An 18173-nucleotide genomic window follows, 5' to 3' on the forward strand; every position below is an offset into this window, starting at 1 on the left:
TGCGATCATACCACCGGGGAATCATTCCAATTTTATCAGGCATAATTTGCTACCGCGCTCACTGACTCACCTCTTGCGCTCCCCTTTATTAATGCTACATTGTGCATATCTTTCAGGTATAACCTGCTCCGGTTCCGGGATGGAAGGAGACCATCAGGACCGAGTGGGACGACAGGACACAGGATATGGATATCGAACGCTTTGCCCCCAACGCGGGTTCAACAATTCCCTCAGTTATTGCCACCCTACCCCCGACCGTAGAGCTGACCGGTTTCAGTGATCAGCGCCACTATCTGGAACAGCATGCCATCTTCACCAGGCAGCATCGGCGAACCACTACGAACGGCGAATTTGACTGTCCTTCACTCGACAGCCACTGTGGCCACTAACTAGAGCTTAAAACAGAAAAAGGCCCCACTGTCTCGTAACCGTGGGGCTTGTCATACTCTCTAAGCTGCCTTTGTCATTAGTAATCGACCAAAGGCGGCTGGCTATTGGTGCTTTCAAAAATTTTATCGGCCGATGCCGCCACAAACCCCTGGTACAGTTCACCGTCTTCCATCGGGTAACGCTTGGCAAACTCATAAAAACCGCCGGGGATGGTATGAACACCATCAAGGAATTGTACCGGCACCTTATCCGCCATGGTGGAGGACTGTTCCAGCATATCCTGCGGGCTGCCTTTAACTTCGCCCCCCGACTCATTGATCACAAAACCGTTATGAAGCAGCAGGTGGTTCACTTCATGGACCTCTGTGAACTGCTCCAACTGGTTGATGCTGACTGTAAAATGATTGGCCCCGAAACCATGAGCTGCCACCCAGCCAGCATATTCACTTTCTGCAGACAAAAGCTCATAGGTTTTAAAATCCAAATCCCACAGGCGGCCACCATAGAGGAAAGCCGGATCATGCATCGCTGCCTCCGGCACCTGGTTCACCAAATCGCGAATAGTTTCCTGCAACAAGGAAGAAAACTGCCCGACCATCAACTCACTGATAAACACTTTTGGTGCCAGCGGATTCGGGTGCTCAAAGTGTTCGGCATAGAGCTTCTTGGCTTCAAAATGGTATTTCCCACAAGGTTTGTAGCCGATAGCAATAAAAGGAGCCGCCAGCCGGTCGAAACCGACCTGCGGCAGATTGAAGGTACGCAGGGCAATATGGTCATTAAGCAGCGGCTCATCTTCTTCGAGCAGATCATGAACCTGTGCGGCCGATGGACAGAGCCGCTCGGTGTAATCCTTCCACAATGCATCAAACAGTTGCTCGACTCTTTCCATGATGACGCTCCCCTTCTGTTATTACAAAGTAATACCCGGTGACAGCTGTGACGGCAGCTCGGTTTGCTCCCCTTCCATTGATGCCATCGGATAAGCGCAATAATCTGCCGCGTAGTACGCACTCGGCCTCAGGTTACCTGACGCCCCCGGACCACCGAACGGCGCATCACCACTGGCACCGGTCAGCTGGCGGTTACGATTCACAATACCGGCACGGATATGATCAATAAAGTACCGCCATTCATCATCATCCGTTGATACCAACCCTGCTGACAGACCATAACGGGTATCATTTGCCAATGTGACAGCCTGTTCTAAATCCCGGTAGCGGACGACCTGCAACAACGGGCCAAAGTACTCTTCATCCGGCAGTTCTGCTACCTGGCTAACTTCGACAATCGCCGGGGTGACAATCGCCCCCTGGCCACGTTTAGCTTCCAGTAAGATTTTTCCGCCAAGGTTCACCAGCTTGTCCTGAGCCAGGATAATGTTATCGGCGGCAACCTCGGATATCTGTGGTCCCATAAACGGCTGCGGCTCGGCAAACGGACCGTCAATTCTCAGCTCGGCGGTTGCTTCCACCAGCCGTTGCAACAGCGCATCTCCTTCATCACCTTGTGGCAGGTAAAGGCGACGGGCACAGGTACAGCGCTGACCTGCACTGATAAACGCTGATTGAATAATAGTGTAGACAGTCGCGTCCAACCCGCCATAGTGTTCCGAAATCACCATCGGGTTGTTACCTCCCATCTCCAGAGCCAGCATCTTACCCGGATGACCGGCAAACTGACGATGGAGGATATGGCCGGTATTGGCACTGCCGGTAAAGAGCAGTCCATCAATGCCAGCCGAACCTGCCAGTGCCTCACCGGTTGCCCGGCCGCCCTGAACAAGGTTAATCACCCCGTCAGGCAATCCCGCTTCCTGCCACAGTTTCATCATCTCTTCCGCCACTTTCGGCGTCAGCTCTGACGGCTTGAAAACTACGGTATTGCCAGCTAACAAAGCTGGTACGATATGGCCGTTTGGCAGATGCCCCGGGAAGTTATAAGGCCCGAATACCGCCATGACTCCCAGCGGACGATGACGCAACACAGCCTGGGTACTTCCGGCCACCTCTTTCTGCCGGAAACCGGTCCGTTCCTCATACGCCCGCAATGAGATACCTATTTTGCCAACCATCGCCGCCGCTTCAGTCCGGGTTTCCCACAGCGGCTTGCCGGTTTCTTCTGCGATAGTGCGTGCTACCTCTTCGCCGTTAAGCTTTACCAGCTCAGCAAAACGCTCAACAACTGCCTGACGATCGGCAAAGCTCTTCTTGCGCCAGCCAACCAATGCCTGTCGGGCACTGGCTACCGCCTGCTCAACCTGCTCGGCAGTCGCCCCCTGGCCATGCCAAATCACCTCCCCGCTAAACGGGTTGTGTGACTGCATAGCTTCACCTTTACCCGGCAACCAGTTACCTGCAATCCACTGTGTCATCTTGTTCTCCCCGTCTTACGATTACGCGATCAAGCGAACCTGATCGCCGTTCTTAACCTGCAAAGCCTCTGCCACCTCGGCACTAACGACTACTACCTGCTCATCGTTTTCAAAACGGACTTTGGCGGCCACAGCGCGGAAGTTGTCAAAAGAGACGTTGCTGACCAAGCAATCCCGTCCGTTACCCGGCTCACCAATCGACACGGTACAGCTCTGGGAATGACGCACCGACTCAATATTTCGCACATCACACTCAACCGTCGGACCGGCATCAAAGATGTCGACATAACCACGGCAGGTAAACCCTTCCTGCTCCAGCAAACGTAATGCCGGGCGGGTTTTCTCATGCACCTCACCGATAACCGCCTGGGCTTCGTCACTCAGCAAGTTGACGTAAATCGGCAACTTCGGCATCAAATCAGCGATAAAGCCTTTCTTACCAATCCCGGTCAGATAATCAGCCAGGGTGAAATCAATCGAGAAGAAATGCTCTTTCAGCCATTGCCAGAACGGCGAGTTCCCTTCTTCATCCGAGACGCCGCGCATTTCCGCGATAACCGTTTTATCAAAGCGCTCAGAATGTTCGGCCATCATCAAAAAGCGACACTTAGACAACAGGCGGCCATTCGAACCGTGACGCCACTCCGGACGCAGGAATAAGGTACAAAGCTCACTGACCCCGGTGTAATCATTACCGAACGTCAGCACCTTCACCACATTATGGACATTGAGGCGGCGTGATGAATGCACCACGGTACTCAAGTGATAAGTATAAAAAGGGGTATCCAACCCGATTGCGGCCTCTATTGCTGTGGTGCCGGCCACTTCACCGGTTTCTGTATCTTCAGCCACCATCAGGTAGCCTTCAGGCCCCGGTTTGGTTACCTCTTTGGCAAAACTCTCAATTGAATGCGCGATCTTGTTATTCAGGATCTCTTCATTCACCGGCAGTGAAGTAAAACCATGACCTGACTCTTCGGCACATTGCAGCAGTGCCGGCAGATCGGCTTCAGTAATAGGACGTATAACCAGCATCGTACTCCCTCCTGATGCAGGTAGCGGGCAATGCCGCTAGCTAATCGTGATTAAACAATGGTTCTCCTGCCCGGATGTGTAGTGGGCAGGCTTTATCAGGCAGCCCGGCTCCTGCCAGCCGCCCGATAGTCCCTGTAGAATGTAGTAATGTCTGTAATTAAGACTGGTGCAGTTTGGCGATAGCACGCTCAAGACGGGCCATGCCTTCATCAATATCAGCTTTATCAATCACCAGTGACGGCGTGAAACGCACCACATTTGGCCCGGCAACCAATACCATCAGCCCTTCCTCACCGGCAGCCAGCAGAATGTCACGGGCACGCCCCTGCCACTGATCATTGAGTGCGGCTCCTAAAAGCAAACCTTTACCGCGCACTTCAGAAAAAGTCGGGTACTTATCATTGATGCTCTCAAGCGCTTCGCGGAACCACAGTTCACGCTGTGCAACCCCTTCCAGCACTTCAGGTTTGGTCACCTCATCGACCACTGCTTCGGCGACAGCGCAAGCCAGCGGGTTACCGCCATAAGTTGAACCGTGAGTACCCACTTTTAGATGCTTGGCTAGCTCAGAAGTTGTCAGCATGGCACCTATTGGGAAACCACCACCCAGAGATTTAGCGGTGCTGAGGATATCCGGAGTGACGCCAAGCCCCTGGTAGGCATAGAAGTTACCGGTACGACCGTTACCCGTCTGCACCTCATCAAAAATCAGCAGGGCATTGTGCTTGTCACACAGCTCACGGACGCCCTGAATAAATTCACTTGTTGGTGAAATAATCCCGCCTTCCCCCTGAAGCGGCTCCATCATCACAGCACAGGTATGCTCTGACATGTGCTCCGCCAATCCTTCAAGATCGTTGTAAGCCAGATGGGTGACATCGCCCGGCTTCGGCCCAAAGCCGTCAGAATAAGCCGCCTGACCACCGACGGTAACAGTAAAGAATGTCCGGCCGTGGAAACCCTGCTGGAAGGAGATGATTTCTGATTTTTCCGGACCGAATTTATCCGCAGCATATCGACGGGCCAGCTTTAAGGCCGCCTCATTAGCTTCAGCGCCGGAGTTGGCAAAAAAGACTTTCTCGGCAAAGCAATGTTCTGTCAGCTTCTTCGCCAGACGCAGCGCCGGTTCGTTGGTCATGACATTACTCAAGTGCCACAATTTGCCCGCCTGCGCCTTAAGTGCACCAACCATTGCGGGATGACAATGCCCCAGACAGCTCACTGCAATACCGCCAGCAAAATCGATATATTCGCGGTCATCCTGATCCCACACTCGAGAACCCTGACCTTTAACCGGAATGATTTGCATTGGTGAATAACAAGGCACCATCACCTCATCAAACAACTGACGTCCTACTTTGTGCTCCATCGTCATCATCGTATCCTTCTGTGATTTTTACCTTAAGCATAGTATTTACATTTTATTAACCAATTCCAATAGCAGAATATTTTTTTATCTCAACTTTTGGTTGGCTTATTCGCTAAAACAAACATACTTATGCACACTTAAGGAAAAATTATTAACCCCCTCTGGGAAAAAGGTCTCTTTCCACATAGGAAAGTGTGTTTGTCTCCAACCTAAACACGCATAAAATTTCCACAGAAAAAATGCAGGCAAAAATAAACAGAATGTTAAGAAAGGTGAGGGAGATCGCGCAAATCTTCGGGCTTTTGCCTTACAAGCCGCATTTATCGGTACGGATTTACGCCATAAAGCAGATAGAGAAACCACTAATTAGTGGCTTAGAGTAGGATAAAATACTGAAGATATAAGATCAGGCCGCCTTTCGGCGAAGAAAGTTAGCCAGAAGCTGATGGCCCTGTTCGGTCAGAATGCTCTCGGGATGGAACTGAACCCCTTCAATTGGCAAAGACTTATGGGCAATACCCATGATCTCGTCAAATTCACCGTCCAGCTCTGTCCAAGCGGTAACCTCAAAACAGTCCGGCAGGGTATCCGCTTTGACGACCAGCGAGTGATAGCGGGTGACGGTCAGCGGGTTATTCAATCCAGCAAATACGCTGCGGTCAGTATGTACTACAGGTGATGTCTTGCCGTGCATCACCTGACGGGCTCGTACCACTTCAGCCCCGAAAACTTGGGCTATCGACTGGTGTCCGAGGCACACACCCAGGATCGGCAGCTTACCGGCAAAATGCTCAATCGCCCGAAGGGAAATCCCGGCTTCACTCGGCGTACACGGCCCAGGGGAAATCACCAGGTGAGACGGTGCCAGCGCTTCAATGCCTGCAAGATCGATTTCGTCGTTACGCACAACTTTCACCTGCGCACCCAACTCACAAAAATACTGGTACAGGTTATAAGTAAAAGAGTCGTAGTTATCGATGATCAGCAGCATTAGATACGTCAGCTCCCTGAGTGGATTGGCGGTCTATTTTGCTACAGGGAAACAGAAAGGCAAGTCATGAAGAAAAAAACCGGCCAAAAGGCCGGTTTCAAAGCAAAATCGCAGGGAAAAAGCCATTAAGGACGGGCTACAAAACCCACCGCTTCGTAAGCTTTCTTCAGCGTTACCGCAGCACGGGCAGACGCTTTTTCTGCACCGGCTTTCATTACTGAATCCATGTAAGCACGGTCTTCGCGAATACGCTTGTATTCAGCCTGTACCGGCTCCAGCATCGCAACGATAGCTTCACCCACGTCTTTCTTGAACGGGCCGTACATCTCTACACCTTTGTACTGGGCTTCAATCTCTTCAAACGACTTACCGGTCGCGGCAGAGTACAGACCCATCAGGTTAGAAATACCGGCTTTGTTTTCCAGATCGTGTGCAATGCGTGGCGGATTTTCCGGATCCGTCTGCGCCTTGTTGATCTTCTTGATGATCGACTTCGGCTCTTCCAGCAGGGTAATTACGTTCTTGCGGTTGGCATCTGACTTGGACATTTTCTTGGTAGCGTCCTGCAGGCTCATTACACGCGCGCCCACTTGCGGAATATAAGGCTCCGGCACCTGGAAGATTTCTTCGTCGTTGCCGTAAATGTTGTTGAAACGGATAGCGATATCGCGAGCCAGCTCCAGATGCTGCTTCTGATCACTACCAACCGGCACTTGGTGAGCACCGTACAGCAGGATATCTGCCGCCATCAGTACCGGGTAGTCGAACAGACCGACGTTAACGTCGTTTGCGTGGCGCTGCGACTTGTCTTTGAACTGGGTCATACGGCTCAGCTCACCCATTTGGGTGTAGCAGTTCAGCAACCAGCCAAGCTGGGCATGCTCAGGCACGTGCGACTGAACGAACAGTGTGCTCTTCTTAGGGTCAACACCAACAGCAAGACAAACCGCCAGCGCATCCAGCGTTGCTTCACGCAATGCTTGAGGATCCTGGCGTACAGTGATGGCGTGTAGATCGACAACACAGTACTGGCAATCATAATCATCCTGCATCTGTTCCCACTGACGCAGCGCACCCAGATAGTTACCGATACTTAATTCGCCAGAAGGCTGCACGCCACTCAATACAATGGGTTTAGTCATGATGAGATTTTCCTATGTCACTCAAATAAGCAGCGGCTTTCGCCGCTGACTAAAATTCAAAACTTGCTGTCAGCCAATTGGGGCTGAACGTACTAGCTGCCTAGTTTAACCACATCTGCCAGCAGGCTGAAGTGATCCAGCACAATATCGGGATCACTAGCACTGATTGGCTGGCCATAGTTGTAGCCATAGGTCAGTCCGACAACATAACATGTTGCCGCTTTACCCGCCAAGATATCATTGCGCGAATCACCGACCATCAGTATCTCTGAAGCCGCCAGCTGATGTTTTTCCATCAACCAGTGCAAGGCAAATGGATCCGGCTTTTTCAGCAGGAAAGTGTCACCACCGATCACATCGACAAAATAGTCGGCAATACCATGTTGCTCGAGCAAATGCGGGACAAACTGAGACGGCTTGTTGGTCACAATAGCCATCGGTACATTAGCCTGATGGAATGCTGCCAGGGTTTCTTTTACCCCCGGGTACAACTTGCTCTGTTTATGGCCGCCTTCTTCATAAAAGCGGTTAAACAGTTGGCGGGCCTCTTGATGCAGAGCCGGATCCAAATCCGGGTCGATATCCTGGCTGCGACTCAATGCCCGGCTGATCAGAATATCAGCACCATTACCAATCCAAGTCGTCACCTGCTCAACCGTTACCGGCGGAAAACCCAGGGCCTGAACGGCCTTGTCAGTTGCATCAGCCAGATCAGGAACGCTGTCGATCAGCGTTCCATCAAGGTCGAAAGCAATGAAACGAATACCTTCGAGATGTGCCATTAACGCGTTACCTTAGCCAGCTCTGCACGCATTTCATCAATAACAGCTTTGTAATCCGGCTGGCTGAAAATAGCAGAACCGGCAACAAACATATCAGCTCCCGCTTCAGCGATTTCACGAATGTTGTCGACTTTCACGCCACCATCGATTTCCAGGCGGATCTTACGACCAGAAGCATCAATGCGCTTACGCACTTCGCGCAGCTTATCCATAGTTGACGGAATGAATGACTGACCACCGAAGCCAGGGTTAACTGACATCAGCAGGATCAGATCTACTTTATCCATGATGTAGTCAAGGTAATGCAGCGGCGTTGCCGGGTTAAATACTACACCCGCCTGACAGCCGTGTTCTTTAATCAGCTGCAGAGTGCGGTCAAGGTGGTCGGTTGCCTCGGCATGCACCGTGATCATAGTGGCGCCGGCCTTGGCAAAGTCAGGGATAATACGGTCAACAGGCTTGACCATAAGGTGCACATCAATCGGAGCGGTAATACCGTAGTCACGCAGTGCCTTGCACACCGGGGCCCCAAAAGTCAGGTTCGGCACATAGTGATTGTCCATCACATCAAAGTGCACGACATCGGCACCTGCAGCCAGTACTTTCTCGACATCTTCACCAAGACGGGCAAAGTCTGCAGACAGGATAGATGGAGCGATCAAAAAGTCCTTCATGTTCAGCCTCTATACGGTACATACGAAAACGTTATCGAAATCGACGCAATTCTACCCGATCCGGCTAATGTTGTCTTATATCACACCAAATAATTACCAGAGCAATCAGTAAGGAAGAAATAGAGAAGCCAAGTGCAAGGTACAAGGTACAAGGTGCCAAAAATATTGAGAAGATAACCGTAATCAACGAGAGAAGGAGCAGAATGCGCGAAACATCAGAGCAAGAACAGAAACCGACTGGCAAGAAAAAGAACCTTGCGCTCAGTGTAGCCGCAGCTTTGTTTGGTGTGCAGTCAGAACAAAACCGCCAACAGGATTTCAGCGAAAAAAGCCCATGGCCATTTATTGCAGCCGGTATTGTCGCTATTGCAATCTTTATCGGGCTGCTGCTTGCCATTGTTATGGCCGTGACGGCAACCCGCTAATAACAGGTCCAGTTACTTCAAGAAGAGTAAATCAGGAAGAGGTTGGCTTGAACAACGCCAGCAGTTCATCCACCTTATTACGACCACCGCCATTACGGCTGATTGTGCGCTTAACCTTCACCACCGACAACTCCGCACCATGGTACAGGCGACGGGTCAACGTAGTGTCATGGTTCGAGATCAGTACCGGAATATCACGCTCTGCCGCAGCTTTCTCAGCTACATCAGCCAGTGCAGCCTGATCATCCAAGCTAAAACCGTTACCAGCATAAGAGGTAAAGTTTGCCGTGGTCGACAACGGTGCATATGGAGGATCGCAATAAATCACGCAACCTTTACGAGCTCGGGAAAAAGTCTGTTGGTAACCTTCACAAACAAAAGTGGCACGCTTGGCTTTTTCAGAAAACGCGTACATTTCCTCTTCCGGGAAATACGGCTTTTTATAAGAGCCGAACGGCACATTGAAACCACCCTTTTTGTTATAACGACACAAGCCGTTAAAACCATGACGGTTCATATATAGGAAATACAACGAACGCTGATACGGATCTCGCGATTGATTGAACTCATCGCGGATTTCCAGGTAGGCCCCTTTTTGGTTGAACTCCGGAGTAAACAACGCCCTGGCATCTTTAACAAATTGCTCAGGCTTTTCCTTGAGGATATTGTACAGGTTAATCAGATCCGGGTTGATATCAGCCAGCAGATACTGCTCAAAGTCCGTATTCAAAAATACCGAACCAGCCCCGACAAACGGCTCAACCAATTTCCGTGCAGGTGGCAAATGACGCTCGATTTCCTCGACCAGAGAGTACTTCCCCCCAGCCCATTTAAGGAATGCTCGTTGCTTTTTCATTCAGCTACCCACCACCAATACCGATATTGTTACGAAAGGTGGCGGATTGTACCTCATTTCACACCCGGTCTGATACCAATTCACGTAAATATCTGCTAACTGGTGCGATTATTTCACCCGATCAATTTCACGGTGGATTTGCGCATAAGATTTCACCCATGGCTGCACAGCTTGAAGCCTTTGCGGCAATCGGGTTTCTGCCTTACGTGCTGAAATCATATCCGGGTAATCACCGGTGATAATAATGAACCAAGGTTCACCGTTACGGCGGGTTTCATAAATGGTCGCGATCCGAGAAATGTCATATTCGGCAATAAACTGATTCGCCGCCGACATCGACTTCAATGCCGCCAGCTGCAACGCATAATGGCGGCGATCCACAGTTTTCAGCTCAGCACCCGGCACAGAACGGCGGGCACTTGGCTGCGGTGCAACAACAGCTACCGGAGCAGCCTCTTCCGGCTGAACCTGAGAAACAGAAGGTCTTGCATCCAAAGCAGTTTCCGAAACCGGAGCGGTTTGCTCTTCCAGCATATCGGTAACAGCCGCTTCAACATCAGGCCGCATCGCCAGAGCCTGCTCTCCGGTACCACCCTGCTCCTGTTCGGAGATCATGGCATCAACCACATCGGAAGGCACTACCACTCGCTTGCTCTCTTCGCTGTTGCGCCCGACCGTCAGTCCTTCAGTCACCACCTGAGGTGGCAACGAGTCAGTATTATCCACCATTTGCTCTTCAACCACTTCCGTTTCCGGTTGTGATTGTGGTGCTTCTTCAGCAGCGAGCAACTCCTGTTGGTCAAAACGCCCACTCGACATTACCGGTTCCGGCAGGGTTTCATAGTCCTGTGGTTCACTCTGCTCAGTAACAGAAGCCGGCTCATCACCCGGAATAAACATAAATGCCACACCAGCAGCCACCAGTGCCAGTAATGCCACCAGCAGCAACATCGGGGAAATTTTGCGTGAAGAAGAACCTGCCATATTCGTTTGCTCCGTTTGCTGAAGCTGCATCAGGGCACCCGGTGTCGGTGCCGTTGCTGCCGCTTTTTCTTTAAGAGATCGCCTTCCTGGTGCGTCCAGCCTGTCTCTGGCAAAAACCACTTCGACAAAGGTTTGTACTTCTTGTTCCGTTAAATCGGTAATTTCCAGTTCAATCGGTGCCTGCCCCTGACCATGAGATACCCGGCTCAAGTATTTATCCAACTTGCCGCTTTGGCTAAACAATAGCACATTGACCTGCCACCCCGGGCGGGCCTGTGCGCTCTGTACCAACGCCCAAAGCTCGGCAATCAGAGACGGACTGAGTAACTGTGCATCATCGATAACAATCAACAGGTTAGCACCACTGTCGACAAACAGCCGATCAACACTCTGCTGCAGCGGATCCTGCTCATTGAAGACGGCTTGAAAAGCCAATTGCTTAAGAATAATAGAACGATGCTGGCTGTCATTCTGGGCCGGATGACACATTAACAACGCCTGGTTACTATTACCGGCCCATAGCTCAAGATAACGCTGAGCCAGCCAGGTCTTACCGGTGCCTTCACGGCCGGTAATTTGAATAAGGTTGGAACTAAAACGAGTAAGAAATTGAATACGGGAAAGAAGTTGAATCTGGCTGTCCAGATCCAGCATGGCGACCTGAATGTCACTCGTCATGGTAATTCACAGCTTCAAGCATGAATCACACGGCGCAGGATATCATTAGGTACGTCGGCAACCACTTCAGCACTGCCTATCGAGGTTGGCAGTATCAGCCTGAGCTGGCCGGACAATACTTTCTTGTCCCGCATCATGTGTTTCATAAAACAATCAAAATCCATCGATGCCGGTGCTTCAACCGGCAGGTTGGCCCTTTCCAGCAGGCGAATAATTCGCTGGACATCGCCTTCTGACAGCAAGCCGTGAAGGCAAGCCGTCTGCGCAGCCTGAACGGTACCCGCAGCTACCGCTTCACCGTGCAACCAATTACCATAGCCCATCTCGGCTTCAATGGCATGACCAAAGGTATGGCCTAGATTCAACAGGGCGCGTACGCCAGATTCTTTCTCATCCGCGGCAACAACATCTGCCTTAATTTGGCAGCATCGACCAATCGCATAAGAAAGAGCCTCATTATCCAATGCCTGCAGCTTTTCGATGTTTTGCTCCAGCCAGGCAAAGAAGTCGGCATCAGCAATAATGCCGTATTTGATCACCTCAGCCATACCGGCAGCAAACTCGCGCTCAGGCAGAGTTTTCAGGCAGTAGTTATCAATGACCACAGCCTTGGGCTGGTAAAATGCCCCAATCATGTTCTTGCCCAACGGGTGGTTCACGGCAGTCTTACCACCAACGGAAGAGTCCACCTGTGAGAGCAAGGTTGTCGGTACCTGGATAAAATCAACGCCGCGCTGGTAGCTTGCCGCAGCAAACCCCACCACATCGCCGATCACACCGCCACCAAGCGCCACGATCACCACATCACGACCGTAATTGCCCTCGAGCAAAAATGTCATGACACGGTTGAAAGTTTCCAGTGTCTTATACTGTTCGCCGTCAGGCAACGACAGCAGTGCAACATCACATTGGAGAGAGCGGATGGTCGCCATTACCTGCTCGGCATACAATGGCGCCACCGTTTCGTTACTGACCACGACGACACGTCGTCCGGTTTGGATGGCAGAGGAAAATAACGCCGGGTCATTAAATAACTCGGCGCCGATTGAGATTGGGTAGCTTCTGTCACCTAAATTTACGTTGATCCGTTCCATGGTCAGCATCTCTATGTGATTAACGCTCTTCAAGCATCTTAATGATTTGGTTAGCCACTACTTTAGCACTCTGATCGTCAGTGCGTACTACATAGTCGGCAACTTCTTCATACAGAGGATTACGTTCTTCTGCAAGCGCTTCCAGCACGTCACGTGGCTCTTCGGGAGTCTGAAGCAGAGGACGCTTCTTATCACGCTGAGTTCGAGCCAGCTGCTTTTCGATAGTTGTCTCAAGGTAAACCACAATACCACGAGCAGACAGGCGGTTACGGTTCTCCTTGCTTTTCACAGAACCGCCACCTGTAGCAAGAACGATACCTTGCTCCTGAGTCAGGTCATTAATCACCTTCTCCTCACGAACACGAAAACCATCTTCACCTTCGACATCGAATACCCAGCTGATGTCAGCTCCGGTACGTTCTTCGATCACTGTGTCAGAATCGAAGAATTCCATATGTAGTTGCTGTGCCAGATGTCGACCAATAGTACTTTTGCCGGCACCCATTGGGCCGACCAGGAAAATATTTCGTTTTTCAGCCATTTTTAGCAAATTTACGCGCGGTTAATAAAACGACACCGCCCGCAGGCTATCTGTAAAATAAGCCCGAGGCGCCAACTTCCTCACTTTTATTCGTGATTAAGACCGAAAATTATCTCAGGACTCGGTGTCATTTGGCAATAGCTAGTAAGGCTCGTTGCCAATTTATTACTCGCCGGAACTAGACTATACACTCTACCATCTGTTCGCAGGCAGTAATAAAACACAGAAAATAAACCAATTAATGCAATGAGTTAGGCACATAATGAGGCATAAATAAAAGCAACCAAACATCACGACGCCCTCACCAAACCTACTGCATCACGATCTTCGGTGTAACAAAAATCAGCAGCTCACGCTTCTTTAACTCCTTCAATTTATGTCGAAACAGAGCTCCCAATACCGGTAAATCCCCCAGTAACGGCACTTTTTCCACTTTATTTTTGAGCTCATTCTGAAAAATACCGCCCAGTACTACTGTTTCACCGTTTTCAACCAGCACCTGAGTACCGATACGCTGAGTTTTGATGGAAACAGCCTCCCCCGTCCCCGTTGTCACCGTATCGCCTTTGCTGTCCTGGGTTACCACCAGATCCAACACTAGATTATCATCCGGGGTGATCTGCGGTGTCACCATCAAACTCAATACCGCTTTCTTAAATCCAACAGAGACCGCACCACTTGATGATGCTTCCAGATAAGGTATTTCAGTTCCCTGCTCAATATATGCCGTCTGCTTGTTGGTCGTCATCAGGCGGGGACTAGAGATAATTTCGGCTTTATCTTCCGCCTGCAATGCTGACAACTCCAAATCAAGCAAAATATCGCCCAACTTAGCGACCTGAAAAGCTAAGCTGGACGCTCCGGGCTGGGTGGCCGCCAGGTTCACATTGAGAAAATCGGATACATCGGATGTTTTATCCAATACCCCGATGGAATTAAGGTTACTTTCAATCGATCCCCCCACCGTCGTATTGCCACTGCTGCTGAGAATCCCCCAACGAACCCCCATTTCTTCCACATCCTTATCATCTACCGAGACAATCCTAGCTTCTATCTGTACTTGCTTGACCGGAATATCCAGCACCTCAACAATATGTCGGATATTGGCCAAACTTTCAGGCAAGTCATTAAGAATCAGAGAGTTTGTTCGAGCGTCCACATGCAATGATCCCCGGGCAGAAAGCATACTGATACCCCCCTCACTACCCAGCAGCAAATCAGCCAAATCCGTGGCTTTAGCATAATTAACCTGAATGATCGCCGACTGTAGCGGCGTCAGCTCTTCCTCTTTGCGTTTCGCTTCCAGCGCAAACTGTTCATTCAATGCCAATTCCTGCTTTGGCGCAACCAGCACCACCGAATCCTGCACCCGCTTATCTAAGCCTTTAACCTGAAGCATAATATCCAGCACCTGTGGCCAAGGCACATCATCAAGGCGAAGCGTCACATTTCCCTGTACCGAGTCTGACACCACCAGATTGAAGTCGTTATATTCAGCAATTAACTGTAAAACATTACGTACCGGCACATCCTGAAAATTAATGGATATCGGCTTGCCGTTGTAAGCAATACTCGCTGCCTTTTTCTGTTCTGTATTTTCCGGAGCACCTTCAACCACGACACTCAACAGTGAACCATCCAAGGTATAGTCATAGAGAAAAGCCTCCGACATAGTAAGAACCAGCCGGGAGCCTTTTTCGATACGAAATGTTTCCACCGAAGTGACGGCCGTAGCAAAATCAGCCACATTAAGAACATAAACCATGTCATCACTAAGTCCGGCCCCGACGATATCGATGTACAGCTTTTTTCCTGAACGACGGATATCAACCAAAGACTGCGCCTTAGCCAACTCTACCCCGAGCGCACCCTGACCTTTACCGTTACGTTTAAAATCAATATTGGTGATCTGATTGTCCGTCACCACGGCAGCCCGGACCGGAAACGTACCAAAGAACACCAGCAGACAAATCACGCACACCCAAAAAGCCAACGTAGTCATGGTTGCCGGATGCTTCCTTTTCATCTTTATATTTATCCTTTTCTATACTGCAGAATCTGAGGACATCAAAGACAGGGTTACGGCACGTTTCAGCCAACACCCCGTGCCATCAGGTAATACTTCTTCTATCTCAATACCTTTTGGACTGACCCGGAGGACTTTTCCACGATTAAGACCAATGTAATGCCCTTCGTGAATTTTGAGCAGCTTGCCTTCAGGGGTATAAATCAGCGCCCAGCACTGCTCCCCCCCCCCTAGCGTTCCTTTCATCCTCAGCTGTTCCAACGGATAACGTTCCAACTCCATCCACTTCCTGTTGAGATTTGGCTGCCAACAGTTTTTATTTTCTTCATTACTATTTTCTGCCAGCTCTGGCCGGGGGCGAAGGAACGGCACCCTGCTGCTGGTCATCACAAACTCATCGGCAACAAACTCGTACTGTTCATCTAACGGCTCAACCCTGGCACTGGCTTCATCGTGAACATTGGCAATAATCTCTGGCATTGGCTCTTCATTTGCCTGACACCCAAGTAGCACTGCACCGGCCAGCATTATTACGCCATATCTATGCATACTACTGCTCCTTAACTTCCGGAGCCTTAAAGCGATAGGTTTTTGCTAAGACCTTTAATGACAACGTTCCCTGCTGCCCGGTCAATCGCAGCTCAAAATCATTCAGCGTTACAATACGTGACAAGTTAGCGACCGATGCGACAAACTCACCAATATATTCATACTCACCAGTCAGCTCAATATTCATCGGTAGTTCGTAATAAAGGGAATGGCCAACCCGAGGCGCCCACTCTATACGCTGGAAAACCAGCCCATTACGAACCCCGATATCATTAACCGCTGCCAGCAAATTGGCCAACTCAGACTCTTCTGGCAATTGTTTTATAACTTTTTGGTAGCGGCTTCTTAGTGCAGCTACTTGCTCCTTTACTTCTGGCATCGCCGCTATTTGGTTGGCTCGATAAACTAGCTGACTATGAAGCTCACTTTCTCTATTCTTTAGTTGTCCTAACTCATCTTGCAGCGGAATTAGCCAATACCAGCCCACAACCATAATCAGCACTAATGCCAACAGCAACGCCATTACACACTGCGGCAACAACGGCCATTCAGCAATCTCATCTAACTCTAAATTCTGCCAGTCACTCACTAGGTTCCCCTTTAGCCAACACAGTCATAGCCTGACCTGTTTCCCTTGGGGAAGTCATAACAAAGGAGGCTTTAAACTTTATCTGGTCCTGATTTTTTTTTCCTTTAGTAGCAATAATGGAGTGCATGATGACATCCTTGAACCACACAGACCCTTCCGCATTTGACAACATGGCAGCCAAGCGACCATTCGATTCACCAACTCCATTCACCGCAATCCGATCAACAGTCATCACGACATCATCCAAATAGACCCCTTGCGGAACCAAGCTGGGCAGCATACTCAACAGATGCGTAACACGATTGCGCTCCTGCTGAATTTCAGCTATCACCCCAAGCCGCTGATTAAGAGCTTCCCGCCGTTGATCTAACTCCGGCAATAATTTCAGCTCTCTCTCCAGGCGAAAAATCTCTTGTTGTAGTTGCTGATTACGTGCCTGCTGTACCAATTTCTGATGCTCGGTATAACTCGCACTGCCCCATAACAACAACACTGCGCCAGCAACAGCACCGCCAAGCAAGGAAAAAAAACGCCGACGATGCAGCCTGCGTTTCTCTTCACGCCAGGGAAGCAGATTAATTCTCTCGATCATGCAGCCATCCCTCGTAGAGCAAGCCCTGTGGCCACCGCGTACTGACTGTAAAAACTGTTTTCTGCTATCTCACCTAACTTCTTACTGCAAGGTAAATGACGGAACGGATTCATCCACTGCACCTCAATATTCAAAAGCCGCTCCAACAGCTCATCAACGACAACATGCTGGCCACCGCCAGATAACCAAATTCCTTTTATCTGAGAACGTGAGTGAGTTGAGTTATAAAGCTGCAACTGTCGCCTGAGTTGCTCAGCAAGCTGCTGAGTGAACTGTGCGGCTTCAGCCTGACTTGAAGTAAACACAGATATAGCATCCGTATCGCCACCAACAGTCTTATCGATATAGCGGGTACCAAAAGCAAGCTCCCGATGATAGGCTGCAGCTCCTGGCGGTTTAACACAAAATTCAGTACAGCATTTGCCGATATCAACAATGCCCCACTGCTCATGCAATACGCTATGTTCGATGGTATGAGCCGCAATCCACAGCAAAGCGTGAGTCTGCAACTCGACAACTCTAGGTTTGAGCCCGGCCTTTCTGATGGCAGCAATCCGACTATCAATAGTATCCCGTCGTGCAGCAATGATCTGATAGGGAACTATCGCTGTAGATGCCATGGCATCAAGTGTTAACGGGTAAAAATCAAACCAAAGCTCCTCTACCGGAAATGGTGCCGAAGCACTGAGTGCCTGAGTAACAGCAAACTCCGCCTCCTCATCACTCAAATTAGTATCGATTTGAATAACCTTGTTAATCACTGCACTGTCAGGCAATGCCAATACCACCCTACTAGCGCCAAATGGCAGGCTCTTTTTTAATTGACGTATAACTGACAATAACGCTGGCGTATTCACGCTATGCTGGTCATTAATCACCGAAGCAGGTAAGACCGCCTCGGTAAAGGCAACCAGTTCTAATCGTTCTTTTTTTTGACTCAGCACGACCGCTTTAACACTATGGTGGCCAATATCAATTCCTATGTTCAGCGGATGACGAAGCATGCCGTGTTCTGCTCCCTGAAAACGAAAAAGCCCTTTTCTTCCAATAAACACCAATCTTTGGCGTTAATTTTGTTCGAG

The 18173-nt window shown here is 50.0% G+C and carries 19 protein-coding genes; 2 read left to right on the forward strand and 17 right to left on the reverse strand.

Annotation, left to right across the window (positions count from 1 at the left end; translation table 11 throughout):
- Positions 1-185: 185 nt before the first annotated feature.
- Positions 186-389: a hypothetical protein gene (locus tag C942_RS19125; protein ID WP_007469260.1), complete on the forward strand. Its 204-nt coding sequence runs from the start codon at positions 186-188 to the stop codon at positions 387-389.
- Positions 390-466: 77 nt separating this feature from the next.
- Here the strand turns inward: C942_RS19125 and C942_RS19130 are convergent, their stop codons facing one another.
- The 8 genes from C942_RS19130 to rpe form a co-directional block, all read right to left on the reverse strand.
- Positions 467-1282, reverse strand: a complete 816-nt coding sequence (locus tag C942_RS19130) for a DUF1338 domain-containing protein (protein WP_007469263.1) — start codon at positions 1280-1282, stop codon at positions 467-469.
- A 21-nt stretch (positions 1283-1303) separates the two neighbouring features.
- Positions 1304-2764: a succinylglutamate-semialdehyde dehydrogenase gene (gene astD, locus C942_RS19135; protein WP_007469265.1), complete on the reverse strand. Its 1461-nt coding sequence runs from the start codon at positions 2762-2764 to the stop codon at positions 1304-1306.
- A gap of 21 nt (positions 2765-2785) precedes the next feature.
- Positions 2786-3799 (reverse strand): arginine N-succinyltransferase, encoded by a 1014-nt coding sequence (astA, locus tag C942_RS19140; protein WP_007469267.1) that lies wholly within the window; start codon positions 3797-3799, stop codon positions 2786-2788.
- 157 nt (positions 3800-3956) lie between these two features.
- On the reverse strand, positions 3957-5174 hold the full coding sequence (locus C942_RS19145; protein ID WP_007469269.1) for an aspartate aminotransferase family protein: 1218 nt from the start codon (positions 5172-5174) through the stop codon (positions 3957-3959).
- A 400-nt stretch (positions 5175-5574) separates the two neighbouring features.
- A complete protein-coding gene (locus tag C942_RS19155; RefSeq protein WP_007469271.1) occupies positions 5575-6159 on the reverse strand; it encodes an aminodeoxychorismate/anthranilate synthase component II in 585 nt (194 codons plus the stop codon).
- A gap of 125 nt (positions 6160-6284) precedes the next feature.
- On the reverse strand, positions 6285-7301 hold the full coding sequence (gene trpS, locus C942_RS19160) for a tryptophan--tRNA ligase (protein WP_007469273.1): 1017 nt from the start codon (positions 7299-7301) through the stop codon (positions 6285-6287).
- Positions 7302-7393: 92 nt separating this feature from the next.
- Positions 7394-8083 (reverse strand): phosphoglycolate phosphatase, encoded by a 690-nt coding sequence (locus C942_RS19165; protein WP_007469275.1) that lies wholly within the window; start codon positions 8081-8083, stop codon positions 7394-7396.
- Entirely contained in the window at positions 8083-8757 is a 675-nt protein-coding gene (gene rpe / locus C942_RS19170) for a ribulose-phosphate 3-epimerase (protein ID WP_007469276.1), read from the reverse strand. Before rpe ends, C942_RS19165 begins: the two co-directional genes overlap by 1 nt.
- 203 nt (positions 8758-8960) lie before the next feature.
- Between rpe and C942_RS19175 the strand changes: the two genes are divergently transcribed.
- Complete coding sequence (locus tag C942_RS19175; protein WP_007469278.1) at positions 8961-9182, forward strand: DUF2970 domain-containing protein; 222 nt, start codon at positions 8961-8963, stop codon at positions 9180-9182.
- Positions 9183-9213: 31 nt separating this feature from the next.
- On the opposite strand, the gene dam is transcribed toward C942_RS19175, so the two are convergent.
- The 9 genes from dam to pilM form a co-directional block, all read right to left on the reverse strand.
- Entirely contained in the window at positions 9214-10038 is an 825-nt protein-coding gene (gene dam / locus C942_RS19180; protein ID WP_007469280.1) for an adenine-specific DNA-methyltransferase, read from the reverse strand.
- Between the two features lie 108 nt (positions 10039-10146).
- On the reverse strand, positions 10147-11700 hold the full coding sequence (locus C942_RS19185; protein WP_007469282.1) for an SPOR domain-containing protein: 1554 nt from the start codon (positions 11698-11700) through the stop codon (positions 10147-10149).
- 14 nt (positions 11701-11714) lie between these two features.
- Complete coding sequence (aroB, locus tag C942_RS19190; protein ID WP_007469284.1) at positions 11715-12794, reverse strand: 3-dehydroquinate synthase; 1080 nt, start codon at positions 12792-12794, stop codon at positions 11715-11717.
- Between the two features lie 19 nt (positions 12795-12813).
- Positions 12814-13335: a shikimate kinase AroK gene (aroK, locus tag C942_RS19195; protein ID WP_007469286.1), complete on the reverse strand. Its 522-nt coding sequence runs from the start codon at positions 13333-13335 to the stop codon at positions 12814-12816.
- A gap of 310 nt (positions 13336-13645) precedes the next feature.
- Positions 13646-15361 (reverse strand): type IV pilus secretin PilQ, encoded by a 1716-nt coding sequence (locus tag C942_RS19200; RefSeq protein WP_007469287.1) that lies wholly within the window; start codon positions 15359-15361, stop codon positions 13646-13648.
- Positions 15362-15379: 18 nt separating this feature from the next.
- Complete coding sequence (locus tag C942_RS19205) at positions 15380-15910, reverse strand: pilus assembly protein PilP (protein WP_007469289.1); 531 nt, start codon at positions 15908-15910, stop codon at positions 15380-15382.
- A gap of 1 nt (position 15911) precedes the next feature.
- The gene (locus C942_RS19210) at positions 15912-16499 is read right to left on the reverse strand and encodes a type IV pilus inner membrane component PilO (protein WP_007469291.1); all 588 of its coding nucleotides are present in this window, start codon (positions 16497-16499) and stop codon (positions 15912-15914) included.
- On the reverse strand, positions 16492-17091 hold the full coding sequence (locus C942_RS19215; protein WP_007469293.1) for a PilN domain-containing protein: 600 nt from the start codon (positions 17089-17091) through the stop codon (positions 16492-16494). The genes C942_RS19210 and C942_RS19215 overlap by 8 nt, the downstream gene beginning before the upstream one ends.
- Complete coding sequence (pilM, locus tag C942_RS19220; RefSeq protein WP_007469295.1) at positions 17088-18095, reverse strand: type IV pilus biogenesis protein PilM; 1008 nt, start codon at positions 18093-18095, stop codon at positions 17088-17090. Before pilM ends, C942_RS19215 begins: the two co-directional genes overlap by 4 nt.
- Between the last annotated feature and the right edge of the window lie 78 nt (positions 18096-18173).

The organism is Photobacterium marinum, from assembly GCF_000331515.1.
GTDB classification, from domain to species: Bacteria; Pseudomonadota; Gammaproteobacteria; order Enterobacterales; family Vibrionaceae; genus Photobacterium; species Photobacterium marinum.